This is a genomic window from Pseudomonas sp. TE4620 (assembly GCF_056279045.1).
Genome location: NZ_JBWBQO010000001.1, coordinates 2,527,157 through 2,551,735, shown reverse-complemented (window position 1 = coordinate 2,551,735; position 24,579 = coordinate 2,527,157). Strand labels below are relative to the sequence as shown.

The 24,579-nt window shown below is 65.1% G+C and carries 19 protein-coding genes; 3 read left to right on the top strand and 16 right to left on the bottom strand.

Annotated elements, in window-relative coordinates:
• The first annotated feature begins 23 nt into the window (after window positions 1-23).
• Complete coding sequence (locus tag ACZ9A3_RS11925; RefSeq protein WP_476252655.1) at window positions 24-2,051, top strand: hybrid sensor histidine kinase/response regulator; 2,028 nt, start codon at window positions 24-26, stop codon at window positions 2,049-2,051.
• On the opposite strand, the gene ACZ9A3_RS11920 is transcribed toward ACZ9A3_RS11925, so the two are convergent.
• The 13 genes from ACZ9A3_RS11920 to ACZ9A3_RS11860 all read right to left on the bottom strand — a co-directional run bounded on the left by ACZ9A3_RS11920 (window position 2,012) and on the right by ACZ9A3_RS11860 (window position 19,905).
• Complete coding sequence (locus ACZ9A3_RS11920; protein WP_476252654.1) at window positions 2,012-2,971, bottom strand: lysylphosphatidylglycerol synthase domain-containing protein; 960 nt, start codon at window positions 2,969-2,971, stop codon at window positions 2,012-2,014. The genes ACZ9A3_RS11925 and ACZ9A3_RS11920 overlap by 40 nt on opposite strands.
• The gene (gene clsB / locus ACZ9A3_RS11915) at window positions 2,968-4,179 is read right to left on the bottom strand and encodes a cardiolipin synthase ClsB (protein WP_045198102.1); all 1,212 of its coding nucleotides are present in this window, start codon (window positions 4,177-4,179) and stop codon (window positions 2,968-2,970) included. Before clsB ends, ACZ9A3_RS11920 begins: the two co-directional genes overlap by 4 nt.
• Window positions 4,176-4,958 (bottom strand): endonuclease/exonuclease/phosphatase family protein, encoded by a 783-nt coding sequence (locus ACZ9A3_RS11910; protein WP_476252653.1) that lies wholly within the window; start codon window positions 4,956-4,958, stop codon window positions 4,176-4,178. The genes clsB and ACZ9A3_RS11910 overlap by 4 nt, the downstream gene beginning before the upstream one ends.
• Window positions 4,955-6,589: an ATP-binding protein gene (locus tag ACZ9A3_RS11905; protein ID WP_093381980.1), complete on the bottom strand. Its 1,635-nt coding sequence runs from the start codon at window positions 6,587-6,589 to the stop codon at window positions 4,955-4,957. Before ACZ9A3_RS11905 ends, ACZ9A3_RS11910 begins: the two co-directional genes overlap by 4 nt.
• A gap of 121 nt (window positions 6,590-6,710) precedes the next feature.
• On the bottom strand, window positions 6,711-7,766 hold the full coding sequence (locus ACZ9A3_RS11900) for a tetratricopeptide repeat protein (RefSeq protein WP_476252652.1): 1,056 nt from the start codon (window positions 7,764-7,766) through the stop codon (window positions 6,711-6,713).
• A 228-nt stretch (window positions 7,767-7,994) separates the two neighbouring features.
• Window positions 7,995-9,422, bottom strand: coding sequence for an efflux transporter outer membrane subunit (locus ACZ9A3_RS11895; protein ID WP_093381983.1), 1,428 nt, complete (start codon window positions 9,420-9,422; stop codon window positions 7,995-7,997).
• Window positions 9,419-12,598, bottom strand: a complete 3,180-nt coding sequence (locus ACZ9A3_RS11890; protein ID WP_045198110.1) for an efflux RND transporter permease subunit — start codon at window positions 12,596-12,598, stop codon at window positions 9,419-9,421. Before ACZ9A3_RS11890 ends, ACZ9A3_RS11895 begins: the two co-directional genes overlap by 4 nt.
• A 12-nt stretch (window positions 12,599-12,610) precedes the next feature.
• Entirely contained in the window at window positions 12,611-13,852 is a 1,242-nt protein-coding gene (mexE, locus tag ACZ9A3_RS11885; RefSeq protein WP_093381986.1) for a multidrug efflux RND transporter periplasmic adaptor subunit MexE, read from the bottom strand.
• Window positions 13,853-13,977: 125 nt separating this feature from the next.
• Window positions 13,978-15,297 (bottom strand): di-heme oxidoreductase family protein, encoded by a 1,320-nt coding sequence (locus ACZ9A3_RS11880; protein WP_476252651.1) that lies wholly within the window; start codon window positions 15,295-15,297, stop codon window positions 13,978-13,980.
• Window positions 15,294-16,595 (bottom strand): ABC transporter substrate-binding protein, encoded by a 1,302-nt coding sequence (locus tag ACZ9A3_RS11875; protein ID WP_093381991.1) that lies wholly within the window; start codon window positions 16,593-16,595, stop codon window positions 15,294-15,296. The genes ACZ9A3_RS11880 and ACZ9A3_RS11875 overlap by 4 nt, the downstream gene beginning before the upstream one ends.
• Entirely contained in the window at window positions 16,582-18,624 is a 2,043-nt protein-coding gene (locus ACZ9A3_RS11870; protein ID WP_476252650.1) for a TonB-dependent receptor plug domain-containing protein, read from the bottom strand. The genes ACZ9A3_RS11875 and ACZ9A3_RS11870 overlap by 14 nt, the downstream gene beginning before the upstream one ends.
• A 200-nt stretch (window positions 18,625-18,824) precedes the next feature.
• A complete protein-coding gene (locus ACZ9A3_RS11865) occupies window positions 18,825-19,100 on the bottom strand; it encodes a hypothetical protein (protein WP_093381997.1) in 276 nt (91 codons plus the stop codon).
• A 145-nt stretch (window positions 19,101-19,245) separates the two neighbouring features.
• Window positions 19,246-19,905: an isochorismate synthase gene (locus ACZ9A3_RS11860; protein ID WP_476253327.1), complete on the bottom strand. Its 660-nt coding sequence runs from the start codon at window positions 19,903-19,905 to the stop codon at window positions 19,246-19,248.
• Between the two features lie 10 nt (window positions 19,906-19,915).
• Here ACZ9A3_RS11860 and ACZ9A3_RS11855 point away from each other — a divergent pair, with 10 nt between their 5' ends.
• Window positions 19,916-20,698 carry a hypothetical protein gene (locus tag ACZ9A3_RS11855; RefSeq protein ID WP_476252649.1) on the top strand — a complete coding sequence of 261 codons (783 nt, stop codon included), beginning with the start codon at window positions 19,916-19,918 and terminating at the stop codon, window positions 20,696-20,698.
• Here ACZ9A3_RS11855 and ACZ9A3_RS11850 read toward each other — a convergent pair.
• The 3 genes from ACZ9A3_RS11850 to ACZ9A3_RS11840 are packed head-to-tail and all read right to left on the bottom strand — an operon-like array spanning window position 20,641 to window position 23,401.
• Window positions 20,641-20,946: an isochorismate lyase gene (locus tag ACZ9A3_RS11850; protein WP_045198124.1), complete on the bottom strand. Its 306-nt coding sequence runs from the start codon at window positions 20,944-20,946 to the stop codon at window positions 20,641-20,643. The two genes, ACZ9A3_RS11855 and ACZ9A3_RS11850, sit on opposite strands and share 58 nt — an antisense overlap.
• A complete protein-coding gene (locus ACZ9A3_RS11845; RefSeq protein ID WP_213604416.1) occupies window positions 20,946-21,734 on the bottom strand; it encodes a thioesterase II family protein in 789 nt (262 codons plus the stop codon). The genes ACZ9A3_RS11850 and ACZ9A3_RS11845 overlap by 1 nt, the downstream gene beginning before the upstream one ends.
• Entirely contained in the window at window positions 21,734-23,401 is a 1,668-nt protein-coding gene (locus tag ACZ9A3_RS11840) for a (2,3-dihydroxybenzoyl)adenylate synthase (RefSeq protein WP_213604251.1), read from the bottom strand. The genes ACZ9A3_RS11845 and ACZ9A3_RS11840 overlap by 1 nt, the downstream gene beginning before the upstream one ends.
• A gap of 221 nt (window positions 23,402-23,622) precedes the next feature.
• On the opposite strand from ACZ9A3_RS11840, the gene ACZ9A3_RS11835 reads away from it, so the two are divergent.
• Window positions 23,623-24,516 (top strand): helix-turn-helix transcriptional regulator, encoded by an 894-nt coding sequence (locus ACZ9A3_RS11835; RefSeq protein WP_258593706.1) that lies wholly within the window; start codon window positions 23,623-23,625, stop codon window positions 24,514-24,516.
• Window positions 24,517-24,579: the final 63 nt, after the last annotated feature.

The following is a 24,579-nucleotide window of genomic DNA, read 5'->3' as shown; positions in this document are numbered from 1 at the left end:
TGTCAGGATCAATGAGTGTAAAGGTGCGTAACCACGACTGGGCCAGTACCGCCCTTGGGCCTTTGCACCTGTGGCCGGCGCCCTTGCGCATTGCCGTGGACATGCTGCTGGCGTCAAAATTCCCCGGTTGCCTGGTCTGGGGGCCGCAGTTGGTGACCATTTACAACGATGCCTTCAAGCCGATCCTCGGGGCCAAGCCCGAGGCACTGGGACGCGGCTTTGACGAGGTGTGGAGCGAGGCCTGGGAGAACATCGGCGCGCTGGTCTTCCGTACCCTGTCGGGGGAGGCGATCTTCATCGAGAACTTCCCGTTGATGATCAATCGCAACGGCAGCCTCGAACAGGCCTATTTCACTTTCTGCTACAGCCCCATTCGAGACGAGCGCGGGGCGGTGGCCGGCTTTCTCGACACGGTGATCGAAACCACCGCCAGCGTCGAGTCGGCGCAGCAGTGGCGTCACCTGGCCAATACCTTCGAGCGCCAGGTGCAGGAACGCACCTCTGATCGAAACCATTTCTGGGACTTGTCCGGCGACATCATGGTGATTGTCCTGCCGGATTTGCGCATCAGTGCGGTCAACCCGGCCTGGAGCCAGATCCTTGGCTGGGCAGCAGACGAGGTGCTGGACACCTCGATCATGGACTTACTGCATGCCGACGACCAACCGCAAGTCGCCTCGCTGGTCGAGCGCCTGCGCGCCGGCCAGCGCACCGAGAACACCATCAGCCGCTTGCGCCACAAGGACGGGCACTACCGCTGGTTCAACTGGGCAGCGGTACCCTCGGAGCTTGGTTTTACCGCCGTGGGCACCGACATCAGCCAGGAGCGCGAGCGCGAAGAGGCGCTGCGCCATGCTGAAGAACTGTTGCGCCAGAGCCAGAAGATGGAAGCCATCGGCCAACTGTCCGGCGGCATGGCCCATGACTTCAACAACCTGTTGACCGGCATCAGCGGCAGCCTGGAGTTGCTCGAACGACGCATTGCCCAGGGTAATCTGGACAACCTGCAGGTCTACCTTGATGCCGCTCGGGGTGCGGCCAAGCGCGCCGCCACGCTCACCCACCGCTTGCTGGCCTTTTCCCGGCGCCAGGCGCTCGACCCCAAGCCTGCCTGTGTCAACCAACTGGTGCAGGATATCGAGCAGTTGGTCCAGCAGACCGTGGGTAGCCATATCGATCTGCAGGTCCAGGTGGAGCCGGCGCCCTGGTGGGTACTGATTGATGCCAACCAGCTGGAAAATGCCCTGATCAACCTGTGCATCAATGCCCGCGATGCCATGGGCGCCGGTGGCTGCCTGCGCATCACCACCGCTAACGAACGTCACGAGCTGGCCCTGGAGGGCGAAGACAGCCTGGGCCCGGGTGATTACTTTGCCTTGCAGGTGCAGGACAACGGCCACGGCATGAACGCCGATATCGTCGCACGGGCCTTTGACCCGTTCTTTACCACCAAGCCGGTCGGCCAGGGCACCGGGCTTGGCTTGTCGATGGTCTATGGCTTTGTCCGTCAGTCAGGGGGCCGGGTGTGGATCGATTCGAGCCCTGGCCAGGGTACCCGGGTGAAGGTCCTGCTGCCGCGCTATGTGGGCGAGCTGCCGCAGCCGCTGGCCGGCGAGCCGGGGCGTAAGCGCTACCCACGCGCCAATGGCGAACGCATCCTGCTGGTCGACGACAAGAGTACCTTGCGCTTGCTGATCAAGGAGGCGCTGGAGGAGGAGGGCTTCGAGGTGTTTACCGCCGCTGACGCCAACAGCGCGCTGCAGCAGTATCGCCAGTTGGGCACGGTTGACCTGGTGATCACCGATATCGGTCTGCCAGGCGGCTTCAGTGGCCGTCAGGTGGCCAATGCCCTGCGCATGCTGCAGGCGCAGCAGAAGGTGCTGTTGATCACCGGCTTCGCCGAACAGGAAGTGACCGACCAGGAGGTGCTGGAGCCCGGCATGGCCCTGATGACCAAGCCCTTCGCCTTGCAAGACCTGGTGCATCAGGTTCACCAGATGCTCGAGCCGGTTCAGCCAGTGGTTTGCGAACTTTCCCCGCTGGCGCGCTGACTGGCCAGGCGCTCGAGCATCAGGTAGGTCAGCGTGGCTACCAGCAACGGCAACAGAAAGTAGACCGCCCGGTAGCCAATCAGCGCCGCGAGCAGCGTGCCCTTGCCGTAGGTGTCTTGCAGCAGGGTCAAAAACACCGTCTCGAGTACCCCAAGCCCGGCCGGAATATGAGTAATGACCCCGGCAATGCTGCTGATCATCAGTACCGCCAGCACGGTCGGGTAGCTAGCCCCCTTGGGCAGCAGGATGAACACCACCAGCGCCATCAACGACCAGTTCAGAGCGCCCATCACCACTTGCAACGCTGCCAGGCGGATGCCTGGCAGGGTGATCTGCTGCTTGCGAAAGTGCCAGGTGCGGCGAGTCGCGAAGGCGCAGGCCAGCAGGTAAGCGATGACCACCAATAACAACGCTGCACCGATCAGGCGCAGGCCGGTATTGCCGATCTCCATGCCCGCTGGCAACTTCGGCAGCCCGCAGACGAACAAGCTACCGGCCACCGCGAAATAGCCTGCCCAGTTGGTCAACAGCCCCAGGCTGAGGATCCGGGTGATGGTCGCGACCTTGAGGCCGAGGCGGCTGTACAAACGGTAGCGCAGGGCGATGCCGCCGACCCAGGCGCTGAGGTTGAGGTTGAAGGCGTAGCACACGAAAGCCAGCGGCAACACCTGGCGCGCCGGCAAATGATGCCCGGTGTAGTAGCGCCCGAGCAGGTCGAAGCTGCTGAACAGGGCAAAGCTGCACAGGGTTACGCCTGCAGCCATTGCCAGGGTGCGCCAGCGATAGGAGGCCAGGGCTTGGTACACCTCTTGCCAGTCGAGGTTTTTCAGCACGCTGAACAGCAGCACCGGCACCAGGATGAAGAACGCCAGGGTCAGCGCCTGGCGGGCACGGCGCCAGTGCTTGTGCTGCTTGCTCATGTCGGCTTGCCCGCAGGTTGCTCGCCGTCATACAGCGGCTTGAGCCGTGGTACATGGGCCGGCAGCCAGCCGATCACGGCCGGGAATCGGCGGATGAAGTGAAAGGTCAAAAAGATCAGCGGCGCCCGCCACCAGTAGCCACGCAGTGCCCGCTGCAGGCTCACCGGTTTGCAGCGGTGGGCGGTAAGCTCCTGCAGGTGTTCATGCAGGCGGCTGTTGAAGGTCTGGTCGCGGATGACCAGGTTGGCCTCAAGGTTCAGGGCCAGGCTCAAAGGGTCGAGATTGCTTGAGCCGACCGTCGACCAGTGCCGGTCCACCAGTGCCACCTTGCCGTGCAAGGGCCGTTCGCAGTACTCGAAAATGCGCACGCCGTCGCGGATCAGGTAGTTGTACAGCAAGCGCGAGCACAAACGCACCCAGGGCATGTCGGGCATCCCCTGCAGCACCAGGGTAACCTTCACGCCCCGGCGCGCGGCATTGCGGATCGCCCGCAGCAGGCGGTAGCCGGGAAAGAAGTAGGCATTGGCAATGGTGATCCGCTCGCGGGCGCCGTTCAGCGCCCGCAAGTAGTGCTGTTCGATGTCGTTGGGGTGATCCTGGTTATCGCGGATGCACAGGGTCATGCTTGCCTGTTCGCTGTCGGCGGCGATCGGCACCCGGCGTTGCCACCAGCGCCGGGTTCCGGGCTTGAGCGCGCTCTGTTGCTCCAGCAGGGTCAAGGTGGCGCGCTGCAGGTCGGCGACGATCGGCCCGCGCACTTGTACCGCGTAGTCCTGCTTGGCCATCGGTCCGAAATCGGCCAGGTGATCGGCGCAATAATTGATGCCGCCAACAAAACCGACCTCGCCATCGACCACCAGGATCTTGCGGTGCAGGCGGCGAAACAGATTGGTGCGCATGCCCAGGCGTTTCGGGCTCGGGTCGAAGGCCTGCAAATGCACGCCGGCGTCGCTGAGCTCGCGCAGGTAGTCAAGGCTCAGGTCTGCGGTGCCATAACCGTCGACCAGCATCTCGACCTTTACCCCGCGCCGGGCGGCGGCGATCAACAGTTGCTGCAACTGCTTGCCGACCTTGTCTTCAAAGATGATGAAGGTTTCCAGGAGGATTTCCGCCCGGGCCTGCTCGATCGCGGCAAAGGCGCTGGCGAAATAGTCCTCGCCGTTGATCAGCAGTTGCACCTGGTTGTCAGGTCGCCATTGGCTGTTCACAAGAGCACCTCCACTGCCAATGGCAGGTGATCGGACAGGTCGGTCCAGGGCTTGCGCGCCATGACCTTGGGCGCCTGTGCGCGGGCATTGCGCAGGTAGATGCGGTCCAGGCGCAACAGCGGCCAGCGCGCCGGAAAACTGCGTGCCGGGCGACCATGGGCCTGGCTGAACACTTCATTCAGGCCGCATTCGGCCAGCACTGCATCCGCGCGCTGGCGCCAGTCATTGAAGTCGCCGGCGACGATCACCGGCGCGTCGTTCGGCAGGCTGTGCAGTAATTCGCAGAGCAGGTGCAACTGCTGCTGGCGCTGGCGCTCGTCCAGGCCCAGGTGCACACAGACGGTATGCAGCTCGCACTCGGCGGGCAAGGCCAGTACCGAATGCAGCAAGCCGCGCTGCTCGGTGCCATGGACGCTGACATCGAGGTTGGCGTGGCGCCGGATCGGGTATTTCGACAGCAGGGCATTGCCGTGTTCGCCGTCCGGATACACCGCATTGCGGCCGTAGGCGAATTCTGGCCAGAGGCTGTCGGCAAGAAACTCATATTGCGGCACATCCGACCAGTTGCGGTGGCGCAGAGCGTGCTGGCGGTGGCTGCCGAGCACTTCCTGGAGGAACACCAGGTCGGCGTTTTCGCTGCGTACCGCCTCACGCAGTTCTGGCAGCACGTAGTAACGGTTAAGCGCGCTGAAGCCCTTGTGCGCATTGACCGTCAGCACCCGCACCCGCTGCACGGCCGGCGCCGCCGCCAGGGCGGCGCTGGGTTGCACCTGGCTCATGAGGTGCTGCCCTTGCCGAGCATCTGCGCGACCTTGGCGGTCAACTGGGCAAACTCGAAGGGTTTGCAGATCATCTGCATGCCGGGGTCAAGAAAGCCGCCGCGGGCCACCGCGGTTTCGGCATAACCGGTGATGAACAGCACCTTGAGTTGCGGGCGCAGTTGCCGGCCGATTTCCGCCAGTTGCCGACCGTTCATGCCTGGCAGCCCGACGTCGCTGACCAGCAGGTCGACCGCTTCTCCGGCCTGCAGAATGGCCAGGGCGACATTGGCATCCTCGGCCACCTTGCACGGGTAACCCTGGTCACTCAGCACCTGATGCACCAACTGGCGCACAGCGGGGTCGTCCTCGACAATCAGCACCGTGTGGCTGTTGCCGCAAGGTGGCGCCGGCGTTGCTGGCTCTTCGCTTTCACGGTTGGGTGCGGCGTGGCGCGGCAGGTAGACATCGACCCGGGTGCCGTGGCCGATGCGGCTTTGCAGCGCCACATGGCCCTGGGACTGCTTGCTGAAGCCATACACCATCGACAGCCCCAGGCCCGTTCCCTGGCCGATTGGCTTGGTGGTGAAGAACGGGTCGAAAGCGCGGTCCAGGGTACTTTGCGGCATGCCACAGCCATTATCGTTGAAGCTGATCAGCACATAGTCGCCAGCGGCCAGCGAGTGGCCACCGAACAGGCTACCGTCCTGGCGCTGATTGCTGGCGCTGACGGTCAGGCGCCCGCCGTTGGGCATGGCGTCGTGGGCGTTGCTGAGCAAGTTGCCGAGGGCTTCCTGCAGCTGCGCCGGGTCGGCTTCCACGGCCCACAGATCCGCCTCGATATGCAGTTGCAGCTTGATCTGCGGGTCAAGCAACGGCTGCAGGCGCTCGGCCGTGAGCAGGGTGGCAACTTCCACGGGCTGGGCATCGAGCGATTGCCGGCTGGAAAACGCCAGCAGGCGGTGGGTCATGCTGGCGGCGCGTTTGACCGCCGCCTGGCTGAGGCTGAGCAGGGCGGGCAGGGCGTCGTGGCGACCCTGCTGCAGGCGTTTGCCGATCATTTCCAGGCTGCCGCCGATGCCAGTCAGCAGGTTGTTGAAGTCATGAGCAACGCCGCCTGCGAGCTGGCCGATGGCTTCCATTTTCTGCGCCTGGCGCAGGTACTGTTCTTCTTCGCGCAACTGGCGCAATTGCTCTTCGACCCGTTGGCTCTGGCGCTCCAGTTCCTGGCCCTGGTTGCGTGCCTGGTACTGGCGCCGCCGCGCGCGCAACGAGGAATGGGTCAGGGCCAGCAGGTTGTCGGGTTCGAATGGATACTGCAGCAGGAACAGGTTGCCGAGCGCGGCGTGCTGGCTTTGCGGCGGGCTCTGGCCCTGGACTGGCGGGCCCGTCAGCAGCACCACCGGCAAGTCCGACCAAACCGGCTGCTTGCCAAGGTAAAGGTGCAAAGGCGAGCGTACGCTGCCGTCCAGGCAAGTGTCGGCAATGATCGCCAGGCCCACGCCTTGCTCCAGGGCAAGGCCCAGGTCTTCCATGCTGGCCGCTTGCAGCGCCTGGATGCCGGCCTGGTCGAGCAGGCGCTGGGCCAGCTGGCTAAGCTGGGCCGGGGCCAGGATCAGCGCTCGTTCGGCATTGGCTAACGCGTCGCCCACGGGTGTTCTCCTTTGATAACGCTCAGGCAAGCACCGCCGGTGCCTGCCGTGTTCGCACTATCTCTGGACCACAGGCTGGGTTGAGGGGTTCAACCGGGTTGTCAGACGGTCGTTTGCAAGCCTACAGGCCTTGCTGCACCAACGGATCGTCGGGATTCTGCTGCTCCAGCTGGGCCAGCAGCACCTGCACATTCTGCAACTGGCCGGTCTCTTTCCAATACTCGATCAGCAGCACCCGGGCCTTGCGGTTGGCCGGTTGCCGGGCAAGGATGGTTTCCAGTTGCTTTTGCGCGGCGTCGACCTGCTCCAACTGATGCAGGCTGGTGGCCAGGGTGTAGCGGTAGTCATTGTTGTCTGGCTCCAGCTCCAGGGCCCGGGCAAAGGCCAGCAGGGCGTATTCGTCCTGGCCGTGGCGCAGCAGCCAGCGGCCCAGTTCATGTTGTAGAAAGGCCGAGTCGGGACGTTGTTGCAGGGCCTTGGCCAGCACCTGGCGCGAGGCGTCGGTCTGGTTCTGGCGCTCCAGCAACTGCACCTGCGCGGCCAGTGCTTCGAGGTTATCCGGCGCCAGCTGCAAGGTGCGCTTAAGCGCCTGCGCGGCCTCCTGGTAGCTGTTTTCATGCAGGTACAGCTGCGCCAGGTGCAACTGCGCGCTGGCATCGTCGTCGCGCTGCGCCAGCACCTGCTGATACTGCTCCAGCACCTCTTGCAGCGGGCCGAAGTACAGGCCGATGTCATCGGCGCTGAGCCCCAGCAGGGCATCGACCACGGCAAAGCGTACGCTTTGCTCCTCATCATCGAGCAACGGCCCGAGCACCAGGCTGCGCTGGGCGCCGGGCAGCATCGTCTGGATACTGGCGATGGCCGCGCGACGCACCAGCGGCTCGTCATGCTGCAGGTCGCGGCTGGCCAGTTTCAATGCCAGCGGCGAGGGGTAGTTGGGCAGTTCGGCGTACAGGCTGGCGCGGCGGATCGGCGACAGGTCATTGCGCCCCAGTTGCTGGTAGAGCACCCGGGCGGCGCCGGGCTGGCCGTCATGGGCCATGGTCAGGGCCTTGGTGTAGCTGTGCTTGAGGGCAGGCGTCGGCGCCGGGCTGTCGTCACGCCAGAAATAGCCACCCAGGCCGAGGATGATGAGCAGGGTCAGGCTGATAAGCGTGTACTGGCGCTGTTTCGACATGGTGAATCCGAAGCGTGTCGCGGCTGCAAAGGCTTGAGCTTGGGTCACGAGGGCCGGTGACGTCAAATGTAAAAGGGGGGTGGGTCCCTATCGCGGGGCAAGCCCGCGCCTACAGATATCGCAGCGATGCCAAACCTGTAGGCGCGGGCTTGCCCCGCGATTGGCCATAAAAAAGCCCCGCAAGCGGGGCAAAAGGCCGGTCAGAAACCAACCAAAGGAGCCGTTGAATCAGTTCGCCGCAGCCACGCTTTCGGCCTGCCAGCCGCCACCGAGGGCCTTGTAGATGGCGACGATGCCGCGGTACAGGTCGACTTCGCCCTGGGCCTGGGCATCTTCGGCGCTCAGGCGTTCGCGTTCGGCGTCGAGCAGCACCAGGTAGTCGACCGTGCCTTCGCGGTAGCGAATCGAGGCGAGATCGGCCGCCTTGCGGCTGGCTTCGCTCTGGCGCAGCAGGGCCAGCAGCCGTTGCTGGCGTTTGCTGTAGTCGCTGAAGGCGTTTTCCGATTCTTCCAGGGCCAGCAATACCTGCTGCTCATAGTTGGCCAGGGCGCCCTCGGCATCGGCGTTGGCGCCGCGCAGGCGGGCGCGCACGCTGCCCAGGTCGAAGGCCGCCCAGGTAATACTCGGGCCCAGGGCCCAGGCCTTGGCGGCCGAGGAGCCCAGTTGCGAGCCGCGCCCGGCGGTAAAGCCGAGAAAGCCGCTGAGGCTGACCCGGGGGAACAGGTCGGCGGTGGCCACGCCGATGTTGGCGGTTGCCGCTGCCAACTGGCGCTCGGCGCTGCGGATATCCGGGCGGCGCTTGAGCAGCTCGCCGGGGTCGCCCACCGGCAGCGCCTTGGCGATGGCCGGCAGTTGCGCCGGCGACAGGTCAACCGCCAGGGCGTCCGGGCGCTGGCCGAGCAGGGTGGCGATGCGGTTGCGCGCCCGTACCTGTTCGGCCTGCAGTTGCGGCACACTGGCCTCGACCGCCGCCAGGCGGGCATCGGCCCGCACCACATCAAGGTCGTTACCGACCCCGGCGTCACGCAAGGTTTCGGTGATACCCCGCGAATCCTGCTGGGTCTTGAGGTTGGCCAGGGCGATCTTCTCGCGCAATTGCGCACCGCGCAGCTGGCCATAGGCATCGACCAGCTCGGCGATCAGGCTCACTTGCAGTTGCTGCAGGTCGGCCTGGGCGGCGTCCTGCTCGGCTTCGCTGGCTTCAAGTTGACGCTGGATGCGACCGAACAGGTCCAGCTCCCAGGCCATGTCCAGGCCCAGGTCATAGCGTTCGCTGTTGACCCGATCTTCGCTCTGGCCAGGCACCTGGCCCTTGCCCAGGTCGGCGCTGGCGCGGCTGGTGACGGTGGGCAGGGCGTCGTTGCTGACATCGTCGCGAATCGCCCGCGCCGCTTTCAGGCGGGCGAAGGCCACGCGCAGTTCGCGGTTGCCGTCCAGCGACTGGCTGACCAGTTTGTTCAGCACCGGGTCGTCGAACTGCTTCCACCAGATGCTTTCAAAACGGCTGCGGTCGAAGGCGGCCTTGGCGCTCGGTTCGTTGGCCGCGCTCAATTGCGCCGCCGCGGTGTCCGGGGCCTTGTAGTCCGGGCCCACCGCACAAGCGGCCAGGGCCAGCACCAGCAGGCTGGGCATAAAGAATTTCACACTGCGGTTCATGCATGAGTCTCCAGCTTCAGCGCACGCGCCGCTTTGCGGGCCTGGCTGCGTTCCACGTAACGGCGGATCAGGACAAAGAACACCGGCGTCAGCAGCAGACCGAAGAAGGTCACCCCGATCATCCCGGAGAACACCGCCACACCCATGGCATGACGCATTTCAGCACCGGCGCCGGAGGAGAACACCAGCGGCACCACACCCATGATGAAGGCGATCGAGGTCATCAGGATCGGCCGCAGGCGCAGGCGGCAGGCTTCCAGTACCGCGGCCAGCGGGTCGAGGCCTTCGGCTTGTTTGTCCTTGGCGAACTCGACGATCAGGATGGCGTTCTTGCACGCCAGCCCCACCAGTACGATCAAGCCGATCTGGGTGAAGATGTTGTTGTCGCCACCGGACAGAATCACCCCGGTAATCGCCGACAGCAGGGTCATCGGCACGATCAGGATCACCGCCAGCGGCAGGCTCCAGCTTTCGTACTGGGCGGCCAGCACCAGGAAGGCCAGCAGTACGCAGAGCGGGAAGACGAACAGCGCGGTGTTACCGGCGAGGATCTGCTGGTAGGTCAGCTCGGTCCATTCGAAAGTCATGCCGTTGGGCAGTTCTTCCTTGAGCAGTTTCTCGATGGCCTTTTCCGCTTGCCCGGAGCTGTAGCCCGGTGCTGCGGCACCGTTGATCTCGGCGGTGATGAAGCCGTTGTAGTGCATGACGCGGTCCGGCCCCGAGGTGTCGCTGACCTTGATGAAGGTCGCCAGCGGGATCATCTCGCCCTGGTTGTTGCGCACCTTGAGCTGGCCGATCTGCTCGGCTTCAAGGCGGAACTGCTGCTCGGCCTGGACGTTGACCTGGTAGGTGCGGCCAAAGCGGTTGAAGTCGTTGGCGTACAACGAACCCAGGTAGATCTGCAGGGTGTCGAAGATATCGCTGATCGCTACACCGTGGGTCTTGGCCTTCTCGCGGTCGATGGCAGCATCGACCTGCGGCACGTTGACCTGGTAGCTGGTGAACAGCCCGGCCAGCTCCGGCACGTTGTGGCTCTTGGCGATGATGTTCTGGGTTTCCTTGTACAGCGCTTCATAACCCAGGTTGCCACGGTCTTCGATCTGCAGGCGGAAACCACCGATGGTGCCCAGTCCCTGTACCGGCGGCGGCGGGAAGATCGCGATGTAGGCGTCTTCGATATCGGCGAACTGCGCGTTCAGCGCGGCAGCAATCGCGGCGGCCGACTGGCTCGGGTCCTTGCGCTCGTCGAAGGGCTTGAGCGGGGTGAAGACGATGCCGCTGTTCGGGCTGTTGGTGAAGCCGTTGATCGACAGGCCCGGGAAGGCCACCGAGTCAGCCACGCCCGGTTGCTTGAGGGCGATCTCGCTCATCTTCTTGATCACCGCCTCGGTGCGGTCAAGGCTGGCGGCATCCGGCAGCTGCGCGAAGGCGACCAGGTACTGCTTGTCTTGCGCCGGTACAAAGCCGGTAGGCGTCGACGAGAAGCCCAGCCAGGTCATGATGATCAGGCCGCCATAGACGAACAGGGCGATGCCGCTGCTGCGGATGACCCGGCCGACAGCGCCGACATAGCCATGGCTGGCACGGTCGAAGAAGCGGTTGAACGGGCCGAACAGCCAGCCACCGAGCAGGCGTTCGAGCACTTTCGAGAAGCGGTCTTTGGGTGCGTGGTGCTCCTTGAGCAGTACCGCGGCCAGGGCCGGCGACAGGGTCAGGGAGTTGAAGGCCGAGATCACCGTGGAGATGGCGATGGTCAGCGCGAACTGCTTGTAGAACTGCCCGGTAAGGCCGGAAATGAACGCCGCCGGCACGAACACCGCGCACAGCACCAGCGCCGTGGCGATAATCGGCCCGGTCACTTCGCCCATGGCCTTTTGCGTGGCTTCCAGGGGCTTGAGGCCCAGGCCGATGTTACGCTCGACGTTTTCCACCACGACGATGGCGTCGTCCACCACGATACCGATGGCCAGTACCAGGCCGAACAGCGACAGGGCGTTGAGCGAGAAGCCGAACAGGTGCATTACCGCGAAGGTACCGATCAAGGAAACCGGAACCGCCACCAGCGGGATGATCGAGGCGCGCCAGGTCTGCAGGAACAGGATGACCACCAGCACCACCAGGATCAGCGCTTCGAACAGGGTGTGGACCACCGCCTCGATCGAACCGCGAACGAATACCGTTGGGTCATAGACAATGCTGTAGTCCATGCCTTCAGGGAAGTCCTTCTTCAGCTCGGCCATTTTCGCTCGGACCTCGTCGGAGATCTCGATGGCGTTGGAGCCTGGGCGCTGGAAGATCGGGATGGCCACGGCCGGCTGGTTGTTCAGCAGCGAGCGCAGGGCGTACTGGCTGGAGCCGAGCTCAACGCGGGCGATGTCCTTCAGGCGGGTGATCTCACCATCGGCGCCGGAGCGGATGATGATGTTCTCGAACTCTTCTTCACTGACCAGGCGGCCCTGGGTGTTGACCGACAGCTGGAAGCTGGTGGCCCCGGGTGCGGGTGGCGCGCCAAGTTGACCGGCGGCTACCTGACGGTTCTGCTCGCGAATGGCGGCGACCACGTCGCTGGCGGTGAGGTTGCGCGAAGCGGTCTTGTTCGGGTCGAGCCAGACCCGCAGCGAGTAGTCGCCCATGCCGAACAGTTGCACGTCACCGACACCGCCCAGGCGCGCCAGCTCATCCTTGATGTTGAGGATGGCGTAGTTGGACAGGTAGAGCATGTCGTAACGGTTGTCCGGCGAGGTCAGGTGCACAACCATGGTCAGGTCGGGCGAAGCCTTGTCGACGGTAATACCGATACGCGTGACTTCCTCGGGCAGCTTGGGCTGGGTGCGGGTCACGCGGTTCTGCACCTGAACCTGGGCGTTGTCCAGGTCGGTACCGAGGGCGAAGGTGACGGTCAGGGTGACCTTGCCGTCGGCGGTGGACTGCGAGGACATGTAGAGCATGTTCTCGACCCCGGTAATCGCCTGCTCAAGCGGCGCGGCGACGGTTTCGCCGATCACTTTCGGGTTGGCGCCGGGGAAGTTGGCACGCACCACCACGGTGGGCGGTACCACTTCCGGGTATTCGCTGATCGGCAGCTGGAACAGCGAGATGCTGCCGGCGATCAGAATCAGCAGCGACAGCACCGCGGCGAAGATCGGCCGGGTGATAAAAAACTTGGAAAAATTCATCGGACTGATCCCTTAACCGCGCGGTGCCGAGGCACTGGCGAGTTTTACGCTGGGGGTGGCCACTGTTTTGCCCTGGATACTGGCTTCGAGCGCCTGACGTTGTTGGGCGAGGGCGGCGATGGTCGCGTCACTGGCCATTGGCGTGTCCTGCGGGTCGACTGGCGAGCCTGGGCGTACCCGTTGCAGGCCCTTGACGACGATGCGGTCATCCTTGCTCAGGCCGTTGCGCACGATGCGCAGGCCTTCGAGTTTCGGCCCCAGCTCAACGGCGCGGTAGGCGGCCTTGTTGTCTTTGTCCATGACCAGCACGAACTTCTTGCCAAGGTCGGTACCGACCGCTTCGTCGTTGATCAGCACCGCCGAGTAGGTGGCGCTGCCGACCAGTTTCAGGCGTGCGTACAGGCCCGGGGTGAACTGCCCGTCGCGGTTGTCGAACACCGCGCGGCCACGGATGGTGCCGGTCTTGGGGTTGACCTGGTTGTCGACGAAGTTCATCTGGCCCAGGTGCGGGTTGCCGTTTTCGTTGGACAGGCCCAGGTACACCGGGGTGCTCTGGCCGCGCTGGCCGTCGCGCGCCAGCTGGGTGTACTTGAGGTACACGCGCTCGTCGGCGTCGAAGTAGGCGTAGACCTTGTCGGTGGAGACCACGCTGGTCAGCGGCGTGACGTCAGCCGTGACGATGTTGCCGGCGGTGAACTGCGCGCGGCTGACCCGGCCGCTGATCGGCGCGGTGACGCGGGTGAAGCTTAAGTTCAGGCGCGCCAGGTCCAGTTGCGCCTGGATCGCGGCGACACCGGCGCGGGCTTCGGCAGCGGCACTGGTGCGCGACTCGGCAAGCTCGGCGGAAATCGCGTTGCTGCTGCGCAGGCGCTCGCCGCGCTGGGCTTCGTTTTCGCTGCGGATGGCGGTGGCGCGGGCTTGTTGCAGTTGGGCTTCGAGGCGGCGGACCTCAGCCTGGAACGGACGCGGGTCGATCTGGAACAGCAGATCGCCTTTTTTCACCTGGGCGCCTTCGGTGAAGGCCACCTGGTCGATCTGCCCGGAGACGCGCGGACGCACCTCGACGGTTTCCGGCGCCTCCAGGCGGCCGGTGAACTCGTCCCATTCGTTGATTGGTTGTTCCAGCACCTTGGCCACGCTGACCTTGGCCGCCGCCGGCGCCTGCACGGCCTCCGGGGTGCGACCGCAGGCACTCATCACCAATACAGCCAATAGAGCAAGGGGGTAACGCAAAGGTTTGAGTGACTGTTCCATGGGGAGTCCGCCAATTTATTGATAGTGGGCGGATTCTGCGATTTGAAACTATCAACGACGAATCGAATGGGGCGAAGGTTATTATCATTGGGAATGATATGAGGGCATCTGGCCCGCGATTGGGATTACAGCGACCGCAAAAACGCCCGCAGCGCCCGCCGATCATCGGCCACCAGCGCCTTGAACCGCTCGCGCGCCACTTGCGCTTCCCCACCATGCCACAACACCGCCTCCTCAAGCGTACGCGCGCGGCCATCATGCAGATACCCGGCACCGGGGTTGATCCGTTCGAGCAAGCCCAGGCCCCACAGTGGCGGGGTGCGCCACTCGCGGCCGGTGGCCAGGTAATCATCACGGCCATCGGCCAGGCCCGGGCCCATGTCATGCAGCAACAGGTCGCTGTAAGGCTCGATCTGCCGCGCTGACAACAGCGGGTAGAGCGGATGCTGGCCCGTGCTCAGGTGCGGACGGTGGCATTGGGCGCAGCCAGCCTGGCTGAACAACTGTTCGCCACGCTGCACCTCGGGCTTGCTCCGGTCGCGGCGCGGCGGTGGCGCCAGGTGGGCCAGGTAGAAGTGCAGGTCGCCCAGTTGCACGGCATCGAGCTCCGGTTCGCCGCCGCTGGCAGCCTGGCGACAGGCCGCTTGCAACGGCGTGCAGTTTTGTTGGGGATACAGTGGCGAAGTGATCCCCAGGTCACCGTGCATGGCGCCGGCAATCTGCTGACGCAGGTCCGGCTGGTTGGCTTTGAGGCCAAAGCGCCCGGGCTCAAGGCGCTGGCGTTCGACGCTCCATATCTGGTTGACGCGGCCCTTGACGCCATCGGGCTTGGGCGCGTCGGCCAGTGCCTGCAGGGTGCTGGCCTCGATGGCTTCGAGCAGGCCCAGGCCGAACACCGGCGAGCCGACCCGCATCGAGGTGCGCACGTTACCCAACGGGCCGTAGGCCAGTTCGCTGAAGCTCAGGCGCGGCGAACGCAGGCCGATGCGTTCGCCATCGGTCAGGGTGACCCATTGCTCTTGCCAGCGCACTTGCGCCCGACCTTCAGCGGCCACGCCGGGAACAGCCGATTCGCTGAGCTGATCACCATAGACCGGATGCGCCAGCGGTCCGCCGTGGGCATCGTGCCCGGGTAGCGACAGGCGCACCAGCATCGTGCGCAGCGGTTGCTGTTCACTGGCAGGTGCCTGCCCGCGACCATTCTTGGGGTGGCAGGCAATGCAGCTGATGCGGTTGTACAGCGGCCCCAGGCCATCGACCGCTTCGTCCCGCGAAGGCGCCACCACCCAGGCCTGGCGGAACAGGCTGCGGCCGTGAAAGAAACGCTCCAGTTGCTGCGCATCGTCCAGCCCCGGCAAGGGCTGGGCGAAGGCTTCACGGCTGACGGCGGCGCTGGCGGGTGTGCTCAGCAGCGTGGCGAGCAGCAAGCAGATAGCGCGCTTCACAGGCCCATGGCCGATAGCAGGCGCTCGGCTTGCGCCTGTTGCCGGGCGCTATGGAACTGCCAGGCGATTTCCTCGCGGCCGAGGGCATCCTGGTCGCTCGCGGGCTGGCGCTGCATGCCATGGTCCTGGCGCTGGGCAAACAGTGCCAGCAACGGCGCCGACGCCGCTTGCTCTTCGTCGATCGGCGGCACGCTGAGAAACTCGCGCACCGCGGTCAGGTCGCGGCCCTGGGCTTCACCGGCATGCACCCGCGCCCACAACACGGCGAGGCGTTCATGGGGTTGGCCGAGCCATTGCTCGAACAGCGAGGTGATCAGCGCCAGGCGTTCGCGCGAGCTGTCGTCGGTGTAGGCATAGGCGCCCTGGCGGGCGGCGGCGAAGGGGTCGTGATAGCCCGCCGGCAAGTCGGCATAAATGCTGGGGCGCACCGGCAACTTGCGAATGTCCGGGTCGGCCAGCAGGCGTTGCCCTTCAGGCGACAACACGAAGCGCACGAAGGCCCGCGCTCCCTCGACCTGCCTGGCCTGGCGAGGGATGGCGATATGCGCCGGGTTGAGCCCGCCGTGGGCCGGGTAGACAAACTCGACCGCTTCGCCGTTACTCACCGCCGAAGCCACGAAAAAGTCGATCGACACACCCACTGCCGAACGCCCGCTGGCGACCTCGTCACTGACCAGGGTGCCGCCGCGACTGACCAGCCGCGATTGCCCGGCGAGCTCGCTCCACAGCGCCCAGCCTTGATCCCAGCCGTAGGCCTGCAAAACGATATCCAGCAGCACTGGGGCAAAGCCGACGCGCGCAGGGTCGGGCAAGGCGACGCGCCCGCGCAGGCGGGCATCGAGCAGGTCCGGCCAGTCTTGCGGGGCAGGCATGTTCAGCTTGGCCAGTTCTTCCGGGTTAATGGCAAAGCCATAACCGGCAAGCTCCGTGGCCTGGTAGCGCGCCGCGCGATCGCGCAGGGCGATGCCGCCAATGCGCGGCGGCAAACCGTCCAGCTCGACCCCTAGCGGCTGCCAGCCGGCGTCCTGGGCCAGACGCTTGAAGTTGCCCGGTGACGGCGCCCAGTAGACATCGACCCCGCCCTGGTCGGCCTGGCGCAGATAGGGCAGGGCATCGAAGCCCTGGCGCCAGAGGATCTGCAGGCGGTAATCGGGGTTGGCGCGCTCGAAGGCCTCTTCGAAGCGCGTCATCATCTCCTCGGGGTAGCTGGTCAACACCACCACCGGCTGCGGCGCGCCCGCCCGGGCACTGGCTGCGCCCAGCAGCAGCGCCAGCAGCCAGGCCTTAGAGCGGCACATTGAACTGTACGAAGTAGCTGCGGCCAATTTCCGGGTACCCCTCGCTGTATTCATAAAGGCGATCGAACAGGTTGCGGATGCCCGCTTCGATGCGCACGTCATTGCTCAAGCGGTAGCCGCTTTTGAGGTTGTACAGCGCATAGCCGCCGCTCATCTGGCTGCCATCGGACATGTTGTAACGCCGCGAAGCGGCTTCGACGCTGGCGGTGTGGCGCCAGGCGTCGAGGTTCAGGCTGGCCGAGGCGAACAGGTTGTGGCGCGGTGTATCGATCGGGCGCAGCTCGGGATTGCTGCGGTTTTCACGATCGAGGTAGGTGTAGCTGGTGTTGAATTCCCAGTTGCCCAGATCGCCGCGCAGGCCCAGTTCGACACCCTGGTTACGCGCCTTGGCGATGTTCTGGTATTGGCCGCACGGCGCTGCGCAACCGGCGACCGGGGCGACGGTGACCTGCTGGATGGAGTCTTCGATGTTGCTGACGAACAGCGCCGTGTCGAGGGTCCATTGGCGGCTGATCGCGCCGCTGTAGCCCAGCTCGTAGTGGGTGGCGCGTTCGGACTTCAGATCGGGGCTGGGGATCACCGTGCCAAAGCGGGTCGAGTAGCGGTCCTTGATGGTTGCAAAGCGGCTCTTGCGCGCCACGGTCAGGCGCACCTGGCCGTTGTGGTCGATGTCCAGCAAGGGACCTGTGTTGATGAACAGGCCCAACTGGCTGTTGACCGCATCGTCGCTGCCGGTCGGCTCGTCATACAGGGTCTTGACCCGGGGCGAGGCGGCGCTGGTACCGAAGTTTTCGGCCTCAAGGCTCTTGCGGTAGTTGTACGACACCCCGCCGACCACGCTGAAGATGTCGTTCAGGCGCAGGGTATCTTCCAGGGCGATGGACTGGGTCTGGTCGCGAAAGTGGGTTTGCGGGTCGCTGCCATCGCGCGAGCGGTGCACATCTTCCTTGAAGTGATAAGCGATGCCCAGGCGGTTGCCGGTGCTCAGGGCCAGGTCGCCTTCGACCGAGAAACCGGTGGACTCGTCATCGTATTTGCTCGGGAACCCCGGCTGCATCGCGCCATGGATACCGTTGTTGTAGACAAAGCTTTCCAGCGAGTTTTTGAAGGTGTCGCGGAACACCCGGGTCTTCAGGCCGTGCTCGCCGAAGCGGGTGTTGGTGGCCAGGAACAGGCTGGTCTTGTCCCACTGCGGCCACTCCCACCAGCGCTTGCGCTGGCCGCTGGCGGGCAGGTCGCCGGCGTAGGGCGGCTGGCCCTTGCGGCCTTCCTGCTGGACATAACCGAGCACGTACTCGTCGGTATCGTTGGGGGTGAAGCCGAGCTTGAAGCTGAACTTGCCGTCGCGCTTGTTACTGTTTTCCCGGCGGCCCTTGCCTTGCTGGTTGTTGGTTGGCTCGAAGTCGTCGGGCAGCATCGTGTAGTCATAGTCGACATACGATACGCCACCCTGCATCCACCAGTTGCCCTGGTTGGAACCCAGGTTGGCGTAGCTGCGATAGGCGTTGACGTTGCCGTGGTCGGTCAGCTCCAGGCCGCCACCGACTTCACCTTCGAAGGTTTCGGTGGGCCGCCGGGTGATCAGGTTGATCGCCCCGCCCAGGGTATTGGGGCCGTACAGCAGCGAGGCGAAACCCTTGGCCACTTCGATGCGCGACAGGTCGTAGGTGGTGAAACGTCCCAGGTCGATGTTGCCGTCATAGGGCACATAGGTGGGAATGCCGTCGATATACACCGGCACCTGCAGGCGGTCAAAACCGCGCACGTACACCACCTGCTCGGCGCGCCCGCCCATGTAGGCGAGGTTCACCCCAGGCGCCAGGGCCAGGGCGCGGTCGACGGTCTCGCGGTCATGCAGGCGCATGTCTTCGAGCTCGACGACGCTGCTGCCGGTGGCGAGCGCCTCATCCTGCGGGGCCCAAATCTGGATTTCACCGAGGCTGAAGGTTTTCTTCTGCTCGGCCACGGCAGCCTCGGCGCTGATGGCGGCCAGGGCGAGCAGCAGGGTACGGGGGGCGAACGGGGTCATGACGCTCCTTGGTCGGTATCGTTATATATTATTTTATATAGCGCGTGGCGCAAAACGACCGACAGCTCCCTCCCCGGAGCCGTCTGATCGCATCGATCAAGCGGGTACGCGCAACGGCAGAACGCCGCCGATACTAGAGCCAGGCGAGCAAATTGACAACGCTATATAAGAATTTATATAGCGTATGGCTTACATGCGGATCAGCGTTTGCATTCGGCCAGCACCACCTTGCAGGTCCTGGGCTGGCCGCCGGAGCGCCCGGCGTAGCGGATGCAGTTGTTCATGGATTTCTGCCGGGCGATCTGCAAGGTCGGGCCCCACGCCAGGCCGCCTTCGCCGGCTGTGGGCACGGCTTTGGCGTGGCAGTTGGAACCGGCATTGGCGGCCAGGTATTTGGCCTTGGGTTTGCTCGAGCAACCGGCCGTGAGTGCCAGGCAGAGGGCGAGCAGGCAGGTGGTGAAGAGGGTAGTGTTCATGTCAGAGGCAGTCCGGATCGCCGAAGGGGGCTGTGCCCGGGTTGGCTACCGGTCAACTCAATTATAGGTTCTTGGCGCAAACCGGGGAAATTGATCCTTGGGTTTGGACGTTGGGGCAGCGGGCTTATCCCAACCCCAACCGCACTCACGCCTGCAACGCCAACTGCATCCCCGCAAGCTTAATGCAGGTCTCCTCGTATTCACTGGCCGGGTCCGAGCAGGGCACGATGCCGCAACCGGCGAACAGACGGGCCTGCTCGCCGTTCAACAGCGCCGAGCGCAGGCCGACGATGAATTCGCCGTTGCCCCGCGCGTCCAGCCAGCCCAGGGGCGCGGCGTACCAGCCGCGGTCAAAACCTTCGCAGTGGCGAATATGCGCCATGGCCTGCTGGCGCTCGTGGCCGCCGACGGCGGGTGTCGGGTGCAGGGCTTCGACCACTTGCAGCAGGCTTGTTTGCGGGCGCAGGCGACCTTCGATCACTGTACTCAGGTGCTGGACCCGACTCAGGCGTTGCACCGACGGGGTCGCCGGTACCTGCAACTGGCTTGCCCATGGCGCCAGGCCGCTTTCGATGATCTGCACCACCAGTGCATGTTCGTGGCGGTTTTTCTCGCAGTCCAGCAGCGCCTGTGCCAGTTGCGCGTCTTGTTGCGGGTCGGGGTCGCGGCGGCTGGTGCCGGCCAGCGCCAGGGTCTGCAGGCGGCCGCCGTCGAGCTTGACCAGGCGTTCCGGCGAGGCGCCGATAAAGCAGCTTTGCTGGCGGCGAAAGGCGAACAGGTAGGCCGCCGGATCGTTGCTGGCCAGGCGCGCCAGGGTGCGTCCCGGGGCTGACGGCCCGGGAAAACTCGCTGAGCACTTCGCGCGCCAGCACCACCTTTTTCATCGAGGTATCGCGCAGCGCGTCCAGGGCCTGGACGATTTTGCTCTCCCAGCAGGCGCGCGGCAGGCTCTGGTCGCGGCGGTGCTGCGCGGGCGGCGTGACAACCGGCGCCGACAGGTAGCGATCCATCAGCCCGTGCCACTCATTGAGCACCTGCTCGCAGCGGCTTTGGGCAGTGTCCGCAGGGCCGACCAACTGCTGGCACAGCAGCCAGCAGGCGTCGGCGTCGCGTATCAGCAGCAAGGTCATCAGTCGCATCGAGGCGTCGCCAAAACCCTGCCAGGCGCTGCTGGCCTGGACCTGGTGGTCGAAGCGAAACCCCCCGCACAGCAGCGGCGGCTGCGGGCCGTGGATCACCGCGCTGCGCAGCCAGTGCTGCCACTGCTGGTCAACGCTGGCGAAACGCTGCTCGCCAGCACCGCTCAGCTCTGCAGCCACGCCCCAGCCGAACAGGCTCCTGCCGCCATCGGCGGCGCGCCAGAACACGGCCTCGGCGCAGGGCTGGTCGACCCGGCAAAACAGCTCCAGCAGGTCCACCGCATCGATTGCCAGGGCGTAACTGGCCAGCACCGGCTCAGCTTGCAGCACCGCGCTCTGGCGGGCCTGCTCGAACACCTGGGCCAGCTCGCCGAGGTGCTCTTCCAGTCGGGTCAGGGCTTTCATGCCGGCACCCTCATGCTGCGCCAGTGCACGACTTGCTGGGCGATGTACCAATGAATGATCTGGGCAAACAGGGTTTCGACAAAGTGTGCGTCGAGCCCGGCGTCCTCGGCCCACTGGCGCCGTTGCGGGAGCATCTGGGCGACGCGCTCGGGCGCGGCGATGCTGTTTTCGGTCGGTTTGAAGCGGGCGGCGGCTTTGACGTAAGCCATGCGTTGGCGCATGAGTTCGATGATCTGGTGGTCCAGTGAATCGATGGCGATCCGGATGTCCGGCAGGCCTTCACAAGCGTCAGGGGATTTCATCAGAGGGCTTCCTCAAGGGCAGGTGATGTCAGCGGGCGACGGCCGAGCAGGCTGGCCGCCAGGGCATCGAGCAGCGCCTGGCGCTGCTCGATGAGGTAGAAGTGCTCGCCCTGCCAGCGCTGCAGGTGCAGTGGCTGGAGGCTGGCGGCTTGCCAGGCCAGGGCTTCGTCAAGGTCGATCTCCGGGTCCTGCTCGGGGTAGAACACGGTGATGCGGCTGTTGAGCGGCTGCGGCGCGGCGCGGCTGTAGGTTTCGACGATCTGGTAGTCATGGCGCAGGCTGGGCAGGAACATCTGGCACAGGGCCGGGTCTTCGAGCAGCGGGTTGGGCCGGCTCGACAGCCGCCGCACATCGTCGAGCAGGGCCTTGTCGGGGCCGCTGTGCAACTGCCCGCCACGCTGGCACTGCGGCGCCGGGTGGGCGGAGACGAACAACTGCTCGACGGCGATTGTCTGCTGCGCCAGGCGCACCGCCACTTCATAGGCGACCACCGCGCCGAGGCTGTGGCCGAACAGCGCCAGCGGCCGGTCGGCATAGCCACGCAGCGCAACGCTCGCGGCCTCGGCCAGGCTGGGCATGTCGCTCAGGCAGGCTTCGCCGAAGCGGTCTTCACGGCCCGGGTACTGGATGGCCAACAGGTCGATATCGGCGGGCAGGGCGCTGGCCCAGTCGCGGAAAAAACTCGCACTGCCGCCAGCATGGGCAAAGCACACCAGGCGCCAGCGCGGCATCGGCGTCAATCGATAGGGGCGCACCCAGCGCTCGCCCTGGGACAACAGCCCGGCCATCACGAGGCGACGCTCCCACAGTTGGCATCGAGCCAGGCCTGGCGCAGGGTTGCGCGCAGGTCCTTGCGGCTGACCTTGCCGACCCCGGTCTGCGGGAACTGCGCCACGAACTCGATGCGGTCTGGCACCTTGAACGCGGCCAGGCCCTGGCTGCGCAGGTGCTGCTTGAGGCCAAACGCCGAGGGCGCCGGATCGCGGGCGACGATAAAGGCGCAGGTGGACTCGCCCAGCACCGCGTCGGGCATCGCCACCAGCGCCGCGTCATGCACCTGGGGATGGTTGATCAGCAGGTTTTCCACTTCTTCGGCGGCGACCTTTTCGCCGCCGCGGTTGATCTGGTCCTTGTCCCGCCCCTCGACCACCAGGTAACCCTCGGCGGTGCGCCGCACGCGGTCGCCGCTGCAATAGAAACCATCAGCAGTGAAGGCCTTGGCGTTGTGTTCGGGCAGCCGGTAGTAGCCGCGAATGGTGTAGGGGCCGCGCACTTGCAGCTCGCCGACTACACCGTCGGGTACTGGCTGGCCCTGTTCGTCGACGATGCGCAGCTCGTCATCGGCGCACAGTGGCCGGCCCTGGGTGTGCAGAAGCAATTCCTCGCGATCGTCCAGGCGGGTGTAGCAGAGCAGCCCTTCGGCCATGCCCAGCACTTGTTGCAAGGTGCAGCCGAGCACCGGTTTGACCCGCGCCGCAGCAGTGCTGAGCAGCTTCGCGCCGCCGACCTGGAGCAGTCGCAAGCTCGACAGATCGGCCTGGCGCTGGGCCTGGGCGTCGAGCCAGAGCATGGCCAGCGGCGGCACCAGGGCGGTGACGGTGACCCGCTCGGCGCTGATCAGGGCGAAGCAGGTGTCCGGATCGGGGCGGCGGCTGCACACCACCCGGCCACCGGCGAGCAAGGTGCCGATCACCCCGGGGCAGCAGAGGGTGAAGTTGTGCGCCATGGGCAGCGCGGCAAGGTACACGGTCTGCGCGTCGAGCCCGCAGACCGCGCTGCTGGCGCGCACGTTGTAGAGATATTCGGCGTGCCGGCGCGGAATCAGCTTGGGCGTGCCGGTGGTCCCCCCCGACAACTGGAAGCAGGCTACCGCCTCGGGATCGCCGGCGTCCTGCTCCATTGCTTCGCCGCCGTACAGCGTGCCGAGGGCAATGAATTCTTCGGCGTCACCGTCGATCAGCACATGCCGCAGGTGCGGGTTGGCAGTGCGCAACTGGCGCGCCATCTGCCGGCAGTCGAAACCTTCGAGCTGCTCGCAGCCGATGTAGGCCGTGGCCTGGGCGAAGCTGCAGAAGCCGCCGATCTCGTGCTGACGATGAGCGGGCAGGGCCAGGATCGGCCGCGCGCCGAGGCGAAACAGGGCAAAGCACACTTCGACAAAGGCGCTGCCATTGGGCAGGTGCACCACCACGTTGTCACCGGCGTTGAGGCCAAGGGCGCGCAAGCCGCCGGCCAGGCGCTGGCAGCGTTCTGCCAGGCTGGCGTAGCTCAAATGCAGGGCGCCGTCGCTGATGGCGATCGCTGCCGGGTTGCGGGCCGCGGCGGTGTCGAGGGCCTGGGCAAAGGTCTGCGCTTGCCAGTAGCCGGCCTGGCGATAGCGCCGGGCAAAGGCCGGCGGCCAGTCGGGAGCGTCGCCTACGGCATCTGGCAGGGGGGTCGAAGTGTTCAAGGACATGAAATCTCCTATTTGTAGAAATAATTGGCTACAAATGGCTTAATGAGATCTATTATCATTATCCTTCGCCGAGCGCTTCTCAACGCCAAGGCTTTCGGTGCCGCGACTTTTTCATTAGATGAAATACGCAGTGGCTTCAAACAGGGAGGTTGAGGGTTTACAAACCTCCCGTTATTTCAGGTCAGGCCCTACGTAATGGCCTCAGGAAAAGGGAAAACCCAATGACTATTACGATCATCGCCCCCACTCACCCAGAGAAGCAGGCCGACCCCAAGGGCAACCAGCCCGGGACGGTCTACCTGGAACCGCACATGACCCTGGTTACCGGCACCCTCTGGTCCGAGAGCGAGGCCTGGGTCGAGGACCCGCTGGAGCGCGGTCTGAAGCTGATCCTGGTGCAGAGCGGCGAGTTGTCCTGCCGGATTCCGGGGCACGCCGAGCAATCGATCCGCGGCCCGAGCCTGTGCACCATCGTCAATGACGGCGAGTTCACCTCGTCGCAGATCTACGGCACCTCGACGCCGTTGCGCTACACCATCGTCCAGCTCGACCTGGAGTCGCTCGACCGCCACCTGGGCATGGCCCCGCGCAAGCTGCTGGCGGCCAGGGGCGGCGACCCCTACATGATGGTGCGCCCGGCGCCGCGGGCAATGCAGGCCCTGGCCACGCAGATCGCCACCTGCCCGATGCAGGGCCCGAGCCGCTCGCTGTACCTGGGTGGCAAGGCCCTCGAGCTGACCGCGCTCAGTGCCCAGTTTTTACTGGATGAACGCGCCCAGCCAGAGCAGAAACTGCGCATCACCGCCTCGGATGTCGAGCGCGTGCACGCCGCCCGTGACCTGCTGGTGCGCTCGCTGCTCGAGCCGCCGAGCCTCAATGCCCTGGCCGCCCATGTCGGCATGAGCCCGCGCAAGCTCACCGCAGGCTTTCGCAAAGTGTTTGGCACCAGTGTGTTCGGCTACCTGCACGAGCATCGCCTGAGCGAAGCGCACCGCATGCTCAGCGATGAAGAGAGCAACGTTTCGACCGTCGCCTATGGCGTGGGCTACAGCCCGGCGCATTTTTCCATTGCCTTTCGCAAACGCTATGGCGTATCGCCCAGCGAGATCCGCTGACGCGCGCTGACTCTGAATCGAATAAAAAGGCCTGTGCATCTAAAGCCTTGAGCGCTTCCTGAA